This is a genomic window from Aureimonas sp. D3 (assembly GCF_001463805.1).
Classification (GTDB): domain Bacteria; phylum Pseudomonadota; class Alphaproteobacteria; order Rhizobiales; family Rhizobiaceae; genus Aureimonas; species Aureimonas ureilytica_A.
The window spans coordinates 45,749-61,045 of the sequence record NZ_BBWM01000034.1; the positions used below are offsets into that span (position 1 = coordinate 45,749).

The 15,297-nt window shown below is 64.5% G+C and carries 13 protein-coding genes and 1 tRNA gene; 5 read left to right on the forward strand and 9 right to left on the reverse strand.

What is annotated here, in order from left to right; translation table 11 throughout:
- Positions 1-60: 60 nt before the first annotated feature.
- Positions 61-1,506, forward strand: a complete 1,446-nt coding sequence (gene sthA / locus AUL36_RS09465; RefSeq protein WP_058636443.1) for a Si-specific NAD(P)(+) transhydrogenase — start codon at positions 61-63, stop codon at positions 1,504-1,506.
- A gap of 80 nt (positions 1,507-1,586) precedes the next feature.
- Here sthA and AUL36_RS09470 read toward each other — a convergent pair whose 3' ends face one another.
- Positions 1,587-2,864 (reverse strand): MFS transporter, encoded by a 1,278-nt coding sequence (locus tag AUL36_RS09470; protein ID WP_244497089.1) that lies wholly within the window; start codon positions 2,862-2,864, stop codon positions 1,587-1,589.
- A gap of 492 nt (positions 2,865-3,356) precedes the next feature.
- Here AUL36_RS09470 and AUL36_RS09475 point away from each other — a divergent pair, with 492 nt between their 5' ends.
- The gene (locus AUL36_RS09475; protein ID WP_156418321.1) at positions 3,357-5,240 is read left to right on the forward strand and encodes a HAMP domain-containing methyl-accepting chemotaxis protein; all 1,884 of its coding nucleotides are present in this window, start codon (positions 3,357-3,359) and stop codon (positions 5,238-5,240) included.
- Positions 5,241-5,693: 453 nt separating this feature from the next.
- On the opposite strand, the gene AUL36_RS09480 is transcribed toward AUL36_RS09475, so the two are convergent.
- A tRNA-Ala gene (locus tag AUL36_RS09480) sits at positions 5,694-5,769 on the reverse strand.
- A gap of 174 nt (positions 5,770-5,943) precedes the next feature.
- Here AUL36_RS09480 and AUL36_RS09485 point away from each other — a divergent pair.
- Positions 5,944-6,246, forward strand: coding sequence for a YggT family protein (locus AUL36_RS09485; RefSeq protein WP_058599418.1), 303 nt, complete (start codon positions 5,944-5,946; stop codon positions 6,244-6,246).
- Positions 6,246-6,542, forward strand: coding sequence for a DUF167 family protein (locus tag AUL36_RS09490; RefSeq protein ID WP_062220021.1), 297 nt, complete (start codon positions 6,246-6,248; stop codon positions 6,540-6,542). The genes AUL36_RS09485 and AUL36_RS09490 overlap by 1 nt, the downstream gene beginning before the upstream one ends.
- A 122-nt stretch (positions 6,543-6,664) precedes the next feature.
- Here AUL36_RS09490 and ppa read toward each other — a convergent pair whose 3' ends face one another.
- The 7 genes from ppa to AUL36_RS09525 form a co-directional block, all read right to left on the reverse strand.
- Positions 6,665-7,240, reverse strand: a complete 576-nt coding sequence (gene ppa / locus AUL36_RS09495; RefSeq protein ID WP_058599419.1) for an inorganic diphosphatase — start codon at positions 7,238-7,240, stop codon at positions 6,665-6,667.
- Between the two features lie 162 nt (positions 7,241-7,402).
- The gene (locus tag AUL36_RS09500) at positions 7,403-7,909 is read right to left on the reverse strand and encodes a GNAT family N-acetyltransferase (RefSeq protein ID WP_058599420.1); all 507 of its coding nucleotides are present in this window, start codon (positions 7,907-7,909) and stop codon (positions 7,403-7,405) included.
- Between the two features lie 169 nt (positions 7,910-8,078).
- Positions 8,079-8,462 carry a PH domain-containing protein gene (locus AUL36_RS09505; protein ID WP_062220023.1) on the reverse strand — a complete coding sequence of 128 codons (384 nt, stop codon included), beginning with the start codon at positions 8,460-8,462 and terminating at the stop codon, positions 8,079-8,081.
- A 143-nt stretch (positions 8,463-8,605) separates the two neighbouring features.
- On the reverse strand, positions 8,606-9,646 hold the full coding sequence (locus AUL36_RS09510) for a zinc-binding alcohol dehydrogenase family protein (protein WP_062220025.1): 1,041 nt from the start codon (positions 9,644-9,646) through the stop codon (positions 8,606-8,608).
- Between the two features lie 107 nt (positions 9,647-9,753).
- On the reverse strand, positions 9,754-10,299 hold the full coding sequence (locus AUL36_RS09515; RefSeq protein ID WP_062220027.1) for a PAS domain-containing protein: 546 nt from the start codon (positions 10,297-10,299) through the stop codon (positions 9,754-9,756).
- Positions 10,300-10,504: 205 nt separating this feature from the next.
- The gene (gene typA, locus AUL36_RS09520; RefSeq protein WP_058599424.1) at positions 10,505-12,334 is read right to left on the reverse strand and encodes a translational GTPase TypA; all 1,830 of its coding nucleotides are present in this window, start codon (positions 12,332-12,334) and stop codon (positions 10,505-10,507) included.
- Positions 12,335-12,502: 168 nt separating this feature from the next.
- Positions 12,503-14,566 (reverse strand): M3 family metallopeptidase, encoded by a 2,064-nt coding sequence (locus AUL36_RS09525; RefSeq protein ID WP_062220153.1) that lies wholly within the window; start codon positions 14,564-14,566, stop codon positions 12,503-12,505.
- A gap of 238 nt (positions 14,567-14,804) precedes the next feature.
- On the opposite strand from AUL36_RS09525, the gene AUL36_RS09530 reads away from it, so the two are divergent.
- On the forward strand, positions 14,805-15,221 hold the full coding sequence (locus AUL36_RS09530; RefSeq protein WP_244497090.1) for a MarR family winged helix-turn-helix transcriptional regulator: 417 nt from the start codon (positions 14,805-14,807) through the stop codon (positions 15,219-15,221).
- The last annotated feature ends 76 nt before the right edge of the window (positions 15,222-15,297 follow it).

A 15,297-nucleotide genomic window follows, 5' to 3' on the forward strand; every position in this document is an offset into this window, starting at 1 on the left:
CAGACTTAGGACGGCAGGGCGCTCACTCCTTTCCGTCTCCCGAGCACCACGCGAGGCCGCATGTCGACTTATGATCTCATCGTCATCGGAAGCGGGCCCTCCGGCCGCCGGGCTGCCGTACAGGCCGCCAAGCTCGGCCGCTCCGTTCTCGTCGTGGAGCGCAATCGCCGCGTCGGCGGCGTGTCCGTCCACACGGGCACGATCCCCTCCAAGACCATGCGCGAGACCGTCCTGAACCTGTCGGGCTGGCGCGAACGCGGCTTCTATGGCCGGGCCTACCGCGTGAAACAGGACATCTCGGCCGCCGACATCCAGGCGCGCATGAGCAAGACGCTGGAGCACGAGGTGGACGTGCTCGACCACCAGTTCGCGCGCAACGGCGTCAAGGTCATGCGCGGCGAGGCCTCCTTCCGCTCGCCGCACGAAATCGTCGTGCGCAACGAGGGCGAGGACGAGCGCGTCGTCACCGGCCATTTCATCCTGATCGCGGTCGGCACCAAGCCGTTCCGCCCGGACTACGTGCCGTTCAACGGCACCAATGTCTTCGATTCCGACGAGATCGTCTCCGTGCCGAAGCTGCCGCGCTCCATGACGGTGATCGGCGCGGGCGTCATCGGCGTCGAATATGCCACGATCTTCTCCGCGCTCGAGGTGCAGGTGACGCTGGTCGAGCCGCGCGCCAGCTTCCTCGATTTCGTGGACAAGGAGCTGATGGAGGATTTCGTCCACGATCTGCGCGACCGGAACCTGTCGCTGCGCCTAGGGGCGGAAGTCACCAAGATCGAGTTCGACGCCAATGGCCGCACGGTCTGCCGCATCGCCACGGGCCGCGACGTCACCAGCGACATGCTGCTCTTCGCCGCCGGGCGCATGGGCGCGACCGACAGCCTCAACCTCGAAGCCGCCGGGCTGGAGGTGGATCGGCGCGGGCGCATCAGCGTCAACGAAAAGACGCTCCAGACTGCCGTGCCGCATATCTACGCGGCGGGCGACGTGATCGGCTTTCCTTCGCTCGCCTCCACCTCGATGGAGCAGGGCCGCCTCGCCGCCTGCCACGCCTTCGGTCTTCAGCCGCCTCCGCCGCCCGAATTCTTCCCCTATGGCATCTATTCCGTGCCGGAGATTTCCACCGTCGGCATGAGCGAAGAGGACGTGCGCAAGCGCGGCATTCCCTATGAATGCGGCATCGCGCGTTTCCGCGAGACCTCGCGCGGCCACATCATGGGCCTCGACCGGGGCATGATGAAGATGATCTTCTCCAAGAAGACCCGCCGTCTCCTGGGCGTCCATATCGTGGGCGAGGGCGCGACCGAGCTGATCCATATCGGTCAGGCCGTTCTCAACCTGAAGGGCACGATCGACTATTTCATGGACAACACGTTCAATTATCCGACGCTCGCCGAAGCCTACAAGATCGCCTCGCTCGACGCCTGGAACCGCGCCTTCGCGCATTCCGCCGAGCCTCCCGTCGCGCCGATCTCGGCGGAGGACGAACTCGTCCACTGACAGGCCGTCATCATTCAGCTCATGAAAAAGGTCGGGGCGATCGCCGCCCCGGCCTTTTTCGTTGCGGTTTTGAACGAGGCCTATTCGCGTGCGGCGAGGCTGCGGGCCTGCCGCAGCTGCGGGAAGGCGGCCGACCAAATGGCGGCGACCGCCACGGTCGCGATCCCGCCGATCACCACGGCCGGGACCGCGCCGAGCCAGGCGGCCATCAGGCCGGCGCGAAACTCGCCCAGCTCGTTGGATGCGCCGACGAAAATGCCGTTCACCGCGTTGACGCGCCCGCGCACCTCGTCCGGCGTCCAGAGCTGGAGCAGGGTTTCGCGGATATAGACCGAGATCATGTCGGCCGCGCCCATGAGGGCGAGCGCGGGGATCGACAGCCAGGGCGTCGTGGACAGGCCGAACAGCGCCGTGAACACGCCGAACAGGGCGACGAAGACGAACATGATATGGCCCGCGCGATCACGCACGGGGTGGGCGGCGAGCCAGGCGGCGGTCACAATGGCGCCGACGCCGGGCGCGGACCGCAAAAGCCCCGCGCCCCAAGGGCCGACGCCCAGAACGTCATGCGCGAAGACGGGCATGAGCGCGACGGCACCGCCGAGCAGCACGGCGAAGAGATCGAGCGAGATCGCGCCCAGCACCACCTTTTCGCGGAAGATGAAGCGGAAGCCCGCGACGACCGTTTGAAAGCTCGCCGGCTCGCCTGAGGAATGCTGCGCTGGCGCGGAGATGGACAGGACGAGACCCGAGCCCACCAGGAAGAGCGCGAGCGCCGTTCCATAGGCGATATGGGGCGACAGGCCGTAAAGAAGCCCGCCCGCCACGGGCCCGACGATCGAGGCGACCTGCCAGGAGGAAGAGTTCCAGGCGACCGCATTGGCCAACTCGTCCTTGGTCACGAGATTGACCACGAGCGAGGAGGCTACCGGCCCGAAAAAGGCGCGCGCGATGCCGAAGCCGATCAGAATGACGAAGACCGGCACGGGCGATACGAGATCCATCCAGGTCAGCGCCAGAAGCAGCGCCGCGCCGATGCCCTCCACCAGGGTCGAGAGGCCCATGATCCAGCGCCGCGAATAGCGATCGGCCACCGGGCCCGTCACCAGCACGAGCGCTAAGGCCGGCAGGAACTGGCACAGGCCGATCAGGCCGAGATCGAACGGGTCGCGCGTCAGGGCATAGATCTGCCACGTCACGGAGACCGAGACGATCTGCACGGCGAAGGCGGCGAAGAAGCGGGCCAGCCAGTAGCGAAGAAAGCGTTTGTTGCGGAAGGCGGCGAAGCGATCGTCCACCGGCGTATGGACCGGCGCGTCGCCGGAGGGAGAGGAGAGAGGTGCGTCGTCGCTCGGCATGATGGGTCCGGCCGTCTCGCGCGCCAGTCGCCCGGCCTTTGGCGCCTACCCTTGTGGGGCCCGAGCCTTCGGCAAAGCGGGAGGAGGGGAAGGGGCCGCCTTTCGAGGGAACTGGGGACATGCGAATCGCCAGCGCCGCCCGAAGCTCCAGCCGGGGACGGCCGAAACTTCACTGCAAACGCAGGCGTGGCCACGTGTCCGGATCAGATCGCGCGGTCGCGGCAGAGATTCATAACCGGAGGTCCGGCGTCAAGTCTTTGTGAGGCAATCGCGTCGGATCGGATGCCGGGTTTTGAACGAATCCCGTCCTCCGGCTTCATTCGCTTCCGGGAGCGAACCACACGCGCTGCGCGAGAAAATGCATCGATGCGTCACCATGCCGCGCCCCGCTGCAGCAAGAAACGATTCACTGCGATTCGAGGTGTTCGCGCCGGCTTCACGGATTGGCAGTCTTCTCGGCTTCTACTCCTATCAGAAGTTTAGGAGGGGTCCGTGAAACTATCGATCCGTACCAAATTGGCCGGTGGCTTTGCCGTCATGGTGTGTCTCAGCCTGTTTCTGGGCGGGATCGGGGCCTATAACCTGAAAGCCTCGCAGAACCGGATGGAGGCTCTGCGAACTGGGCCCATTGCGCAGAACGAGCGGCTGCTCTCGGTTCGCACGTCCGTTTCCGACATCGGGCGCCTGGTCAACACTTTGCCTTCGGTAGACGGCAGCACGTTCGGCGACACGCAAAAGGCCATTCAGGATCGAGCCGACAGCGCGTTCGCCACACTCGCGGAATATCGCGAACAGGCTCCCAAAACCGAGCGAGCGTCCGTCGATACGCTGAAGGGTGGTATCGAGACCTATCTGCGGATGACCAAGCAAGCTTCGGACTTGCTGACGACCCCAGCGAGCGATCCGACCCGGCGAGCCGAGGCTTTGGAGAGCGCGCGTTCGATCTTGGGTGGCGGAATGCAGCCGACCATGGTCGCCATGATCAGCCAAGTGAAGACGCAGCTGTCGCGCGAGAAGAAGCGCATGGACGCGTTGACAGCGGAAATCAACGCGGCTGACCACCAGACCTTCGTGCAATTGTCGGCTTTGGTCGGCGGCGCCGTCGTGATCGGTCTGGTTTTGGCGGCCTGGCTTGGCCTGTCGATCTCGCGCGGCCTGTCGCGCGCCGTGGATCTGGCGCGCCGCATCGGATCGGGCGACCTCACGCAGCGTATCGAGGTGAAGGGCCGTGACGAGCTGGCCGATCTCCAGCGCGCCATGAGCGACATGACGGTCAAGCTTTCCGAAATCGTCTCGGGCGTTCGCGCCTCGTCGTCCTTGGTTGCGGCCGGTTCCGCCCGCTCGGCGTCCACCGCCGAGAAGCTGTCGTCCGGCTCGACCGAGCAGGCTGCGGCCTCCGAACAGGCCTCGGCGGCGATCGAGGAGATGACTGCCAACATCCGCCAGAACGCCGACAACGCGTCCACCACCGAGAAGATCGCGGCGCAGGCCGCCGAACATGCCGGCACCACAGGCGATGCGGTGGCGCAATCGACGCAGGCCATGCGCGAGATTGCCGAAAAGATCGCCGTGGTGCAGGAGATCGCCCGTCAGACGGACCTGCTCGCGCTGAACGCCGCCATCGAGGCGGCCCGCGCCGGACAGCACGGCAAGGGCTTCGCGGTCGTCGCCTCGGAAGTGCGCAAGCTCGCCGAGCGCAGTCAGGCGGCGGCGACCGAGATCGGCGATCTGTCGAGCCGCACGCTGATCGTCGCCGAGGATGCCGGCTCGCGTCTGGAAAAGCTGGTGCCGGACATCAAAAAGACGGCGGAGCTGGTGTCGGAAATCTCGGCGGCCTGCCGCGAACAGTCGATCGGCATCGAGCAGATCAATCAGGCGATCGGGCAGCTGGATCAGGTCACGCAGGCCAATGCCGGCGCGGCCAACGAGATGACGGCGACGGCCGAGCAACTGGCGTCCGAAGCGGGCCGCCTCGAAGAGCGCGCGGGCTACTTCCGGATGACGGATGCCGAGCGCGACGCGCTGATCCAGGCCGAAGCGCTGGAGATCGAAGCCACCAATCGCGAGACCGAAGCGCGCAAGACCGCGCGCAAGCCGGCGGCCCCGGTCAAAACGGTGACCAAGGCGACGGCTTCGCCTGCCGCAAAGCCCGCCGCATCGGCCTCCGCCGGCGCGCCCAAGTCTGCGCGCCCCGCCAAGCTGCCAGTGAAGCTGGCATCCGTCGAAGACGATCTGTTCGAAAGCGGCCCGGCCGCCAACCCTGTCCATTCGCTTCAAGCGCAGGCGGCGGGCTTTGCGGCGGCCAAGCCGGCGAGCAGCGGCGGCTTCTCGCTGGATCTCGACGGCGGAGACGGGTTCGAGCGCATGAGCCGATAAGGCGCGCAAAGCCCTCTCAGGACAGGCCGGGCGCGCAACCGTCCGGCCTGTGTCGTTTCGGAGGGCTTTGTCTGCGTTGAGGGTCTCTCTGGAGACTTGTTGGCTGGAGAGGGGTTTGGGGCGGGCCGGCGGCTTTTCGCCGTCGCTTCGTTGCCAATCCTCGGCCCTGCCGCTGGCACCCACTGCATCGGAAGCCTCGCGGCATCGGAAAGGCGCTTGCTGGCTCTACCCGTCGTGTTGCCAGCAGACCTATACGCGCGGTGGATGATCGCAGGCCAGACGCGCAAGCGCTCATCAAGCGTCCTGGCGCGTGGGGAAGGCGCCGAGCAAACCGGGGAAGCGGAGCCTAAAGGCCAATTCCCGCGCCTGCCGCGCGACAGCAACCCGGCCACGCTCGACACACGGAGCGGCTTCGCTTGCTTGACTTCGAATCTGTCTGGAAGGCCGGTGAAATGGTGGAGCTGAGCGGGATCGAACCGCTGACCTCGTCATTGCGAACGACGCGCTCTCCCAACTGAGCTACAGCCCCGTCCACCGGTGAGAGCGGATTTAGATCGGGGAGGGGGTGACTGTCAAGCGGCCGCATCTGATTCGGCCCACGGCCTTCAAATTGGCGGCATGGGGATGGGCTGCGTTAGGAAAATCCCCATCTCCCTGACCGATTGTGCGATAGCACACAAGGTTCATCAGCCAGAGGCTCCCCATGCTTGCCGTCGTTCAGGTCGTTCTTCTGATCCTCAACATCCTCTGGTGGATCATTATCGTCTCGGCCATCCTGTCTTGGCTGCTGGCCTTCAACATTCTCGACTATCGCAACAATTTCGTGCGCACGGTCACCGATACGCTCAATCGCATGACGGAGCCGCTCTATCGGCCGATCCGCAATATGCTGCCCAATCTCGGCGGACTCGACCTGTCGCCGCTCGTGGTGCTGATTGCGATCTTCTTCCTGCAGCAGCTGATCTATCTCTACATCGTGCCGGCGATCTACCGCGCGGGCATCTGATGCTTCTGTCCGTGCGCCTGACGCCGCGCGCGTCGAGCGACCGGATCGACCGGATCGAGGCTTCGCCCGAGGGGTGGCGCATTGAGGCGCGGGTCCGGGCCGTGCCGGAAAAGGGACTCGCCAACGAGGCCCTGATCCGTGTGATCGCGGACGGTCTCGGTGTTCCGAAATCCAGCCTCTCGATCGCCTCGGGCTCCAAGGGGCGGGAAAAGCGGTTGCGCTTCGAGGGCGACGAGGCGAGGCTGAACGAGGCGCTGCGCGCGCATCCGCTCGCGGCCTCGTCGCAAGACGCCTGACGCGAACGTGTGGAGCGTGTCGATCCGGCCTCGGCCGTGTCACGACCCCCAACGCAAAAGGCGCGAGGCTCGATCTGAGCCCCGCGCCTTTTCAATTTGTGAGGCTCAATGGGAGCACGCGATCAGGCGTTTTCCTGGCCGACCGGCGTCTTGTTCTTTTCCTTTTCGGACGCTTCGTCATAGCGCGTCACAGCTTCGGAAATGAGCTTGCGCGCTTCGGCCGCATCGCCCCAGCCGCCGATCTTCACCCACTTGCCGGGCTCCAGATCCTTGTAGTGCTCGAAGAAGTGCTCGATCTGCTTGAGCGTGATTTCCGGCAGGTCGGTATATTCCTCAACCTTCACGTAGCGCTGCGTCAGGGCCGGCGAGGGAACGGCGATGACCTTCTCGTCCAGACCCTTGTTGTCCTCCATCTTGAGGACGCCGATCGGGCGGCAGTTGATCACGCAGCTCGGGAAGAGCGGGCGCGTCGAGCAGACGAGAACGTCGATCGGATCGCCATCGTCCGACAGCGTGTGGGGAACGAAGCCGTAGTTCCCGGGATAGGTCATCGGCGTGTACAGGAAGCGATCGACGAAGAGAGCGCCGGACTCCTTGTCCATCTCGTACTTGATCGGGTGGCCGCCGACCGGCACCTCGATGATGACGTTGATGTCCTCGGGTGGGTTCGTGCCCCGGGCGATGGCGTCGATGCGCATGGGAAAACTCCTCGAAAGCGTCGCGCGTGTCTAACCGCTCGCCGGCCCCGAGGCAATTGGAGGCCCTGATTTCCTTGCTGGAAGGTTAAGATCAGCGCTGGGCCGACCCCAAACGAAGGCGACGCCGACCTCGCCCTCTCGAACCCAGATCGGAAACCCGCCTCAGGCGAAGGTAAAGGCCAGTTTGCGCAGGGTCACGTCCTCGAAGGTTTCAGTGCCCGAGGCGACGTCGAGACCCCCTTCCGCCTCGTAGAAGCGAACCGCGCCGTCATTGTCCTCGAGCGCCCAGACGGCGGTTCCTGTCAGGCCGCGCGAGCGGAGCAACATGCGCGCGGCCGAGAAGAGCCGCCGCCCATATCCGATGCCCTGGAACTCGGGCCGGAGATAAAGCTCGTAGACTTCGCCCTCCACGCCCAGCGCGCGGGTGCGATTTCGCCCAAGCGTCGCATAGCCGCCCATTTCGCCGCCATATTGCAAGACGAGAATGGTCGCCTGATTGTGGATCGCGCTCTCCCACCAAGCCGGATTGCGGCGCTCGATCATGCGCGACAAAGCCTTGTGGGGGATCAGCCCGGCATAGGTGCCGCGCCAAGACGCTTCGTGTGTACGGGAAAGACCCGCCGCGTCGCGGGCCTCGGCCAATCGGATCTCTGCGGCGATCGTCTTCATCTGGCATTAACCATGATGGGCGATTTCCGATCCTGCGCGGGATAAAAAATCACGCGGCGATTCGGCAAGAGCATGGTTCATCGGGAAGGGTCGTACCCCCTCGGCGCCGGCTCGGCAACGGCTTGACGCGCGCGAAAATGCCTCGTCTGCTTCGCGCTTCGCCAGACCCTCAGCCGCGCCCGAGCACGCCGCCCGCCAGCGCCTTCTGAATGCCGGCAATGTTGGCCCCGCGCGACAGGTTCTGCGTGAAGGGCTGGGTCTGGCCCGACACCCAGATGCGCAATTCGGCATCCGTGTCGAACGAGCCGGCGGTTTCCACTGAGAACATGGTGACGGCGCGATAGGGGATCGAATGATACTGACGCTTGCGCCCGGTCATGCCCTGCTTGTCGATCAGGATGACGCGCCGGTCGGTGAAGACGAGCTGGTCCCGCATCAGCTGAAAGGCGATCTCGATCCCTTCGTTGGGCAGGAGAACCGGCTCCAGTTCCCTCGACAGGCTGCCGACATCGAGATCGCTGGCAAGGCCGAGAAGCCCGTTGAGAAAGCCCATGGTTCTGGTCTCCGTTGGAAATTCCATCCGCTCTGCCGGGCGGTCGCGAAGGAGATGGGAGCACCGGACGTCGAGCGCGAGCCGATCCGCGACGTTTCCCGGTCACGAAACCGTGCGGGTGGCCAGGTCGGCGCGCCCGGCGATCAAGCGCTGCTGGCGTCCTTGTCCTCCCGCTCCGGCCAGCCGGCGACGACGACCTTGCCGAGCATCGTGCCGGTCTCGCTGAGCCTGTGGCCCTCGCGGATCGTCGCGGCCGAGATGGGGGAAAGCGTGCGCGTGCGGGTCGAGCGAAGCCGCCCGGCATCCACCAATCGCGAAATCTCCGACAGGAGCCGATGCTGCTCGATCATGTCGGCGGTCTGGAAGAGAGGCCGCGTAAACATGTACTCGAAATGCAGCGAAACGGACTTGAAGCGGATCGGCGCGAGGTCCAGCGCGGCGCTGTCGATCACGCAGAGTTCGCCGAACGGGCGGATCAGCGCTCCGATGTCATTCATATGTGCAGGGGTTTGGGTCAGGGCGAAAACATAGTCCACCGGCCCGAGGCCGAGTTCGGCGATCTGCGGGGCCATGGGCCGCGAGTGATCGATCACATGGTGGCAGCCATGCTCCAGGGCGAAGGCACGGGTCTCCTCGCGCGAGGCCGTGCCGATCACGGTGAGCGCCGTCAACTGGCGCGCCAGCTGCGTGGCGATGGAGCCGACCCCACCGGCAGCCCCGATCACCAGAAGCGTGCCGCGTTCGGTCTCGTCGGGTTGAATGCGGAACCGGTCGAACAGGGTTTCCCAAGCCGTGATGGCGGTCAGCGGCAGCGCCGCGGCGTCCGCGAAATCCAGGCGATCCGGCTTGCGCGCCACGATGCGCTCGTCCACCAGCTGGAACTCGGCATTGGAGCCCTGCCGATCCACCGCGCCGGCATAGAAGACCGCATCGCCCGGCCGAAACAGGGTCGCGTCGTCACCCGCCGCTTCCACCACGCCGCTGGCGTCGAAGCCCAGAACGCGCGGGAAGCGACCGGGATCGTCCAGCGGTCCGCGCTGCTTGGTGTCCACCGGATTGATCGAGACCGCTTCCACGCGCACCAGGAGATCGCGGCCCGTGGGAAACGGGCGCGGCAGATCGAGATCGCTCAGATGCTCGACGGCCTTGTCGGGAGGCGAGGTTTCATATCCGACTGCCCGCATGATGTCCTGTCCTTCAGCCTCGACGCGTCCTGTCTCTCGTTCCACTTCGAGCTATCGCGGGGCGAGGTGGGATCAAGCGGGATGGCGTCAAAAACCGTTGGGCGACGTCAGCCGGAGGGCGGGGCATCCTGTGTCATGTTCGTTGCGATCTGCCGGCCCGTTTCCAGAAGCACGACCTGAAGAAGGCGCGAGACGATATCGATGCCCAGGCCTTCCGCCAGATCATGGGCTCGAATCAGCGTATCCACGAGTTCGTCCTCCGGGGCTTCGGATACGGCCAGCGAGGCGCGCGCGGAGAGGATGAGGCCGACATAGGACCGGCAGCTCCCATCCGCCTCGCGCACCGGCAGGCCGAAGCTTCGCACCCAGATCACGCTCTGGGCCGGACCGAGCACGCGATAAATCTCGAAAAACGGGTCCTGCCGTCGGCGAACGGCCGCTACGCGCGCCGTCAGGGACACCCGGTCCTGGTGATGAAGCTGTTCGAGAAAGCGCTCGGATGAAACGCCCAGTCGGCCCCAGGCGGCGGGGAGGTCGAACAAGCGGCAAACGCGCTCATCGGCAAAGAACAGACCGGCGTCGAAATCCCAGCGCCATGTACCCGTAATGCCGGTCGGAAGAGAGATCGACGGGAGGACTGAGGAATGAGGCATGATGTTCCAAGTCCCGCAGACACGACAAGTCCTACTTGAAACGCATTCCGCGCGGGGTGAAGCCAACTGCACGAAAAAGTTCGATAGGCGAATAATTTTCCCGCCGGAAAGTAAAGCGCGTTGGGGTTTATAAACATTCAGCCAACAAAAAAGGGACGCGGCCGAACGCCGCGTCCCTTCGAGTTTTACAGATCGACCAGAAGCCTCAGGCGACCTTACGGCTCTTTTCGAAACGCTTGCGCTCGTTCGGGTCGAGATAGAGCTTGCGCAGGCGGATGTTCTTGGGCGTCACCTCGACCAGCTCGTCGTCCTGAATCCAGGAGAGAGCGCGGTCCAGCGTCATGCGGATCGGCGTGGTGAGGCGCACGGCCTCGTCCTTGCCGGCGGCGCGGATATTGGTGAGCTGCTTGCCCTTGAGGACGTTCACTTCCAGATCGTTGTCGCGCGAGTGAATGCCGATGATCATGCCGGCATAAACCTTGACGCCGGGATCGATCACCATCGGACCGCGATCTTCGAGGTTGAACATGGCGTAGGCCACGGCCTCGCCCGCCGCGTTGGCGATGAGAACGCCATTGTTACGGCCCGGCAGCTCGCCCTTGTAGGGAGCGTAGGAATGGAACAGGCGGTTCATGATCGCCGTGCCGCGCGTGTCGGTCAGGAGTTCCGACTGGTAGCCGATCAGGCCGCGCGTCGGCGCGAGGAAGACCAGACGCTGGCGGCCGCCGCCCGAAGGACGCAGCTCCTTCATCTCGCCCTTGCGCTCGCTCATCTTCTGAACGACGACGCCCGAATGCTCCTCGTCGACGTCGATCACGACCTCTTCGATCGGCTCCAGCGTCTCACCCGTCGCTTCGTCCTTCTGCATGACGACGCGGGGACGCGACACGCCGAGCTCGAAGCCCTCGCGGCGCATGGTCTCGATCAGAACGGCAAGCTGAAGTTCGCCGCGACCCGAGACGAAGAACGAGTCCTTGTCCTCGGATTCTTCGATCTTGAGCGCCACATTGCCCTCGGCTTCCTTGAAGAGACGGTCGCGGATCACGCGGCTCGTCACCTTGTCGCCTTCGGTGCCCGCAAGCGGGCTGTCGTTGACGATGAAGCTCATGGTCACGGTCGGCGGGTCGATCGGCTGCGCGACGAGCGGCTCGTTCACCTGCGGATCGCAGAACGTGTCGGCGACTGTGCCCTTCTGCAGGCCGGCGATGGCGACGATGTCGCCCGCCTCGGCGTAGTCGATCGGCGTGCGCTCCAGACCCCGGAAGGCGAGGATCTTGGAAATGCGGCCCGATTCCAGCAGCTGGCCTTCGCCGTTCAGAACCTTGACGGCCTGGTTCGGCTTGATCGAGCCGGACTGGATACGGCCCGTGATGAGGCGGCCAAGGAAGGGGTTGGCTTCCAGGATCGTGCCGATCATCTTGAACGGCTCGTCCTTGCTGGCCGTGTCCGGCTCGGGAACGTGCTTCAGGATGAGGTCGAACAGCGGCTCCAGGCCCTTGTCCTGCGGACCATCGGGCGCATCGGCCATCCAGCCGCCGCGGCCCGAGCCGTAGACGACAGGGAAGTCGAGCTGGTCTTCGGTCGCGTCGAGATTGACGAAGAGATCGAAGATCTCGTTCAGAACCTCTTCGTGGCGCTCGTCCGGGCGGTCGATCTTGTTGATGGCGACGATCGGCTTGAGGCCGACCTTGAGCGCCTTGCCGAGCACGAACTTGGTCTGCGGCATCGGGCCTTCGGAGGCATCCACCAGGATGACGGCGCCGTCCACCATGTTCAGGATGCGCTCGACCTCGCCGCCGAAATCGGCGTGTCCCGGCGTGTCCACGATGTTGATGCGGACATCCTTCCACACCACCGAGGTCGCCTTGGCGAGAATGGTGATGCCACGCTCTTTTTCGAGGTCGTTGGAATCCATCGCCCGCTCTTCGGTGCGCTGGTTCTCGCGGAACGCGCCGGACTGGGCAAGGAGCTTGTCGACCAGTGTCGTCTTGCCATGGTCGACGTGCGCGATGATCGCGATGTTGCGAAGCTTCATGAAGGCTCACCGAAAGGAGTTGGAACGCGGCAAAGGGCGCGTCTCAAGGAAACGGCCCACCATTTCGCGGTCATTGGGTCGCTTCATAACGGATTTTTCGCAAAAGCGAAAGGGAGGGTCGGCAAAGACCCTCCCTTGCAGATTCGCCGGGGCTCCCGATCATGCCCCTCAGGCGGCGAAGCCGCGCTTGCGCATCATGGCGTCCGGGTCCGGCGCGCGCCCCCGGAACCGTTCGTAAAGAAGGGCCGGGTCGTCGCTATTGCCGGCGGAATAGATGAAGTCGCGAAGCTTGCGGGCCGTTTCGGGGTCGAATGCATCGCCGGTTTTCTCGAAGGCCTCGAAGGCGTCCGCGTCCAGGACTTCCGACCACATGTAGGAGTAATAGCCCGACGAATAGCCATCGCCCGAGAAGACATGAGCGAAATGCGGCGAGCGATGGCGCATCACCATTTCCGCCGGCATCCCGAGCCCGTCCAGAATCTCGCGCTCGCGCGCCATCGGGTCGGCGGGGGCTGTTCCCTCCTGGTGGAACAGAAGATCCACCAGGGCGGAGGACGTGTATTCCACCGTGTTGAACCCAGCATCATAGGTGCGCGCGGCCTTGAGCTTGTCGGCCTCCGTTTGCGGGAGCGGCTCGCCCGTCACCGCATGGCGCGCATGACGCTCCAGAATCTCGGGCACATCCAGCCAGTGCTCGAACAGCTGCGAGGGCAGTTCCACGAAATCGCGCGAGACGGCGGTGCCGGCGAGCGAGGGATAGGTCACATCCGACAGGAGCCCGTGCAGGGCGTGGCCGAACTCGTGGAACAGCGTGCGCGCGTCGTCCACCGAGAGCAGCGCCGGCTCGCCCTTGGCCGGCTTGGCGAAGTTGCAGATATTGTAGATCACCGGCGTCTGGCCGCCGTCGATCCCGTGCTGCGAGCGCAGAGCGCTCATCCAGGCGCCGGAGCGTTTGGAGGAGCGGGCGAAATAATCGCCGATGAAGAGGCCGCGCGCCGTCCCGTCCCGATCCAGAACGCGCCAGCCTCGCGCGTCCGGGTGCCAGGCCTTGAGACCGGGCAGGGGCTCGAAGCGCAGGCCGAACAGGCGGTTCGCCACGTCGAAGGCCGCCTCGATCATCCGGTCCAACGTGAAATACGTCTTGAGGGCGCTTTCATCGATGGCGAATTCGGCGTGCCGGCGTTTCTCCGACCAGTAGCGCCAGTCCGCCGCCGTGAAGGGCGCGTTCGTGCCGCTGTCGACCGCCAGGGCGCGCAGCGTCTCGGCATCGCGTAGCGCGGCGTCCCGCGCCTTCTCCCAGACGCGCGTCAGCAGCGCTTCCACGTTGGCCGGGGTCTTGGCCATCGTGTCGTCGAGCTTGTAATGCGCGAAACTCTCGAACCCAAGGAGCTTGGCCTTTTCGGCGCGCAGGCTCAGCATCTCGGTGATGATAGGGCGGTTGTCATGCGCCGCGTCCATCTCGCCGCGCCGTGTCCAAGCCGCGAAAAGTTCGGTGCGCAGCGCAGGATTCGGGCAGAAGGTCAGGAAGGGCACAATCACGGAGCGAGAAAGGGTGACGACGTGGCCCGTCAAGCCGCGCTCCTCGGCGGCATCCCGCATCGAGGAGAGAAGAAATCCGGGCAGGCCGACCAGGTCCGCCTCCTCCACGGGACGCGCGAAGGCGCGCTCGTCATGCAGCACATTCTGCGAGAACTGGGTTCCCAGTTCCGCCAGCCGGGCATTGATGTCGGACAAGCGCTCGCGCGCCTCGCCCTGGAGCTTGGCGCCCGAGCGCACGAAGCTGGAATGCGTGCGCTCCAGGAGCCTTAGAGCCTCGGGCGAAAGGCCGAAATCGGCGCGCCGCGCGAAGACATGATCGATCCGCGCGAACAAGGCGGCGTTCAGCGTGATGCGAGAGGAATGGCGCGAAAGCTGAGGGGAAACAGTGCGTTCCACTGTCTGCAGATCGTCATTTGTATGCGCGCCGGCCAGAGCGTAGAACAGCGACGCGATGCGGCTGAGTGCGCGTCCCGACCGCTCCATAGCCAAAATCGTATTGTCGAAATCAGGCTCTGCCGGGTCCGCGGCAATGGCATCGATTTCCTCGGCGTGCAGCCCGATCCCCCGATCGAATCCTTGGGTGAAGTCCTGGGGCAACAGCGCGTCGAAATGCGGAAGGGTTTCCGGTGATTCGAAGGCCACACGAACGTCGAATTCGGCAATCTTTTGTTCGAGGGGGGCAGGTTCGATCATTTGCAGGCTTTTCATTAGGTTGGAACACGGTTAGGTCGATAAGTGCTTTCCCTTAGAAAGGACTTCTGGTTAGGACATTAGGCAAGTCTTCGGAAGATTACAAAAAATTTAGTAATTTGGGTCTATTATAAGTGACCCTGAGGAGCGTGGTCGCGACGTGTCTGAGCTTACAACAGGGAATATGTTCGGGTTCTTGCTGACAGATACATCTAGATTGTTTCGTCAGTATTTCGAACGAATGGTCAGCGAGAGCGGTTTCGGTCTGACGCCGGGCGAAATCCGCGCTTTGACGCATGTCTTGCGCTTTCGCGGCTCCCGTCAGGCGCTTCTGGCCGAGCGAATGGGCGTCGAGCCGATGACGCTTTCGGCCTATCTCGATCGTCTCGAAGCGCGCGGTCTCATCAAGCGCATGATGGATTCCAGCGACCGGCGCGCCAAGCTGATCGAGCCGACCGACGCAGCCTTCGTCATGATGAGCGAGCTGGAGCCGCTGTTCGGGCGTATCCTGCACCAGCTGATGCAGGGCATGAGCGAAGACGAGACCCTGGCCGTGACCAAGGGCCTGGAAAAGCTGCGCGCCAATCTCGTGTCCGACCCGCAACTCGTCTGCGCCTCCGCGTCCGCCATCGGCAACACGCCGCTCGCGGTGCTCTGACCCCACCATGTTCCCGGCGGTTCCGGCCGCTGGCGCCTCTCAGGCGGCAAGGATGCCGCCCTCTCCTCGTAGTGGC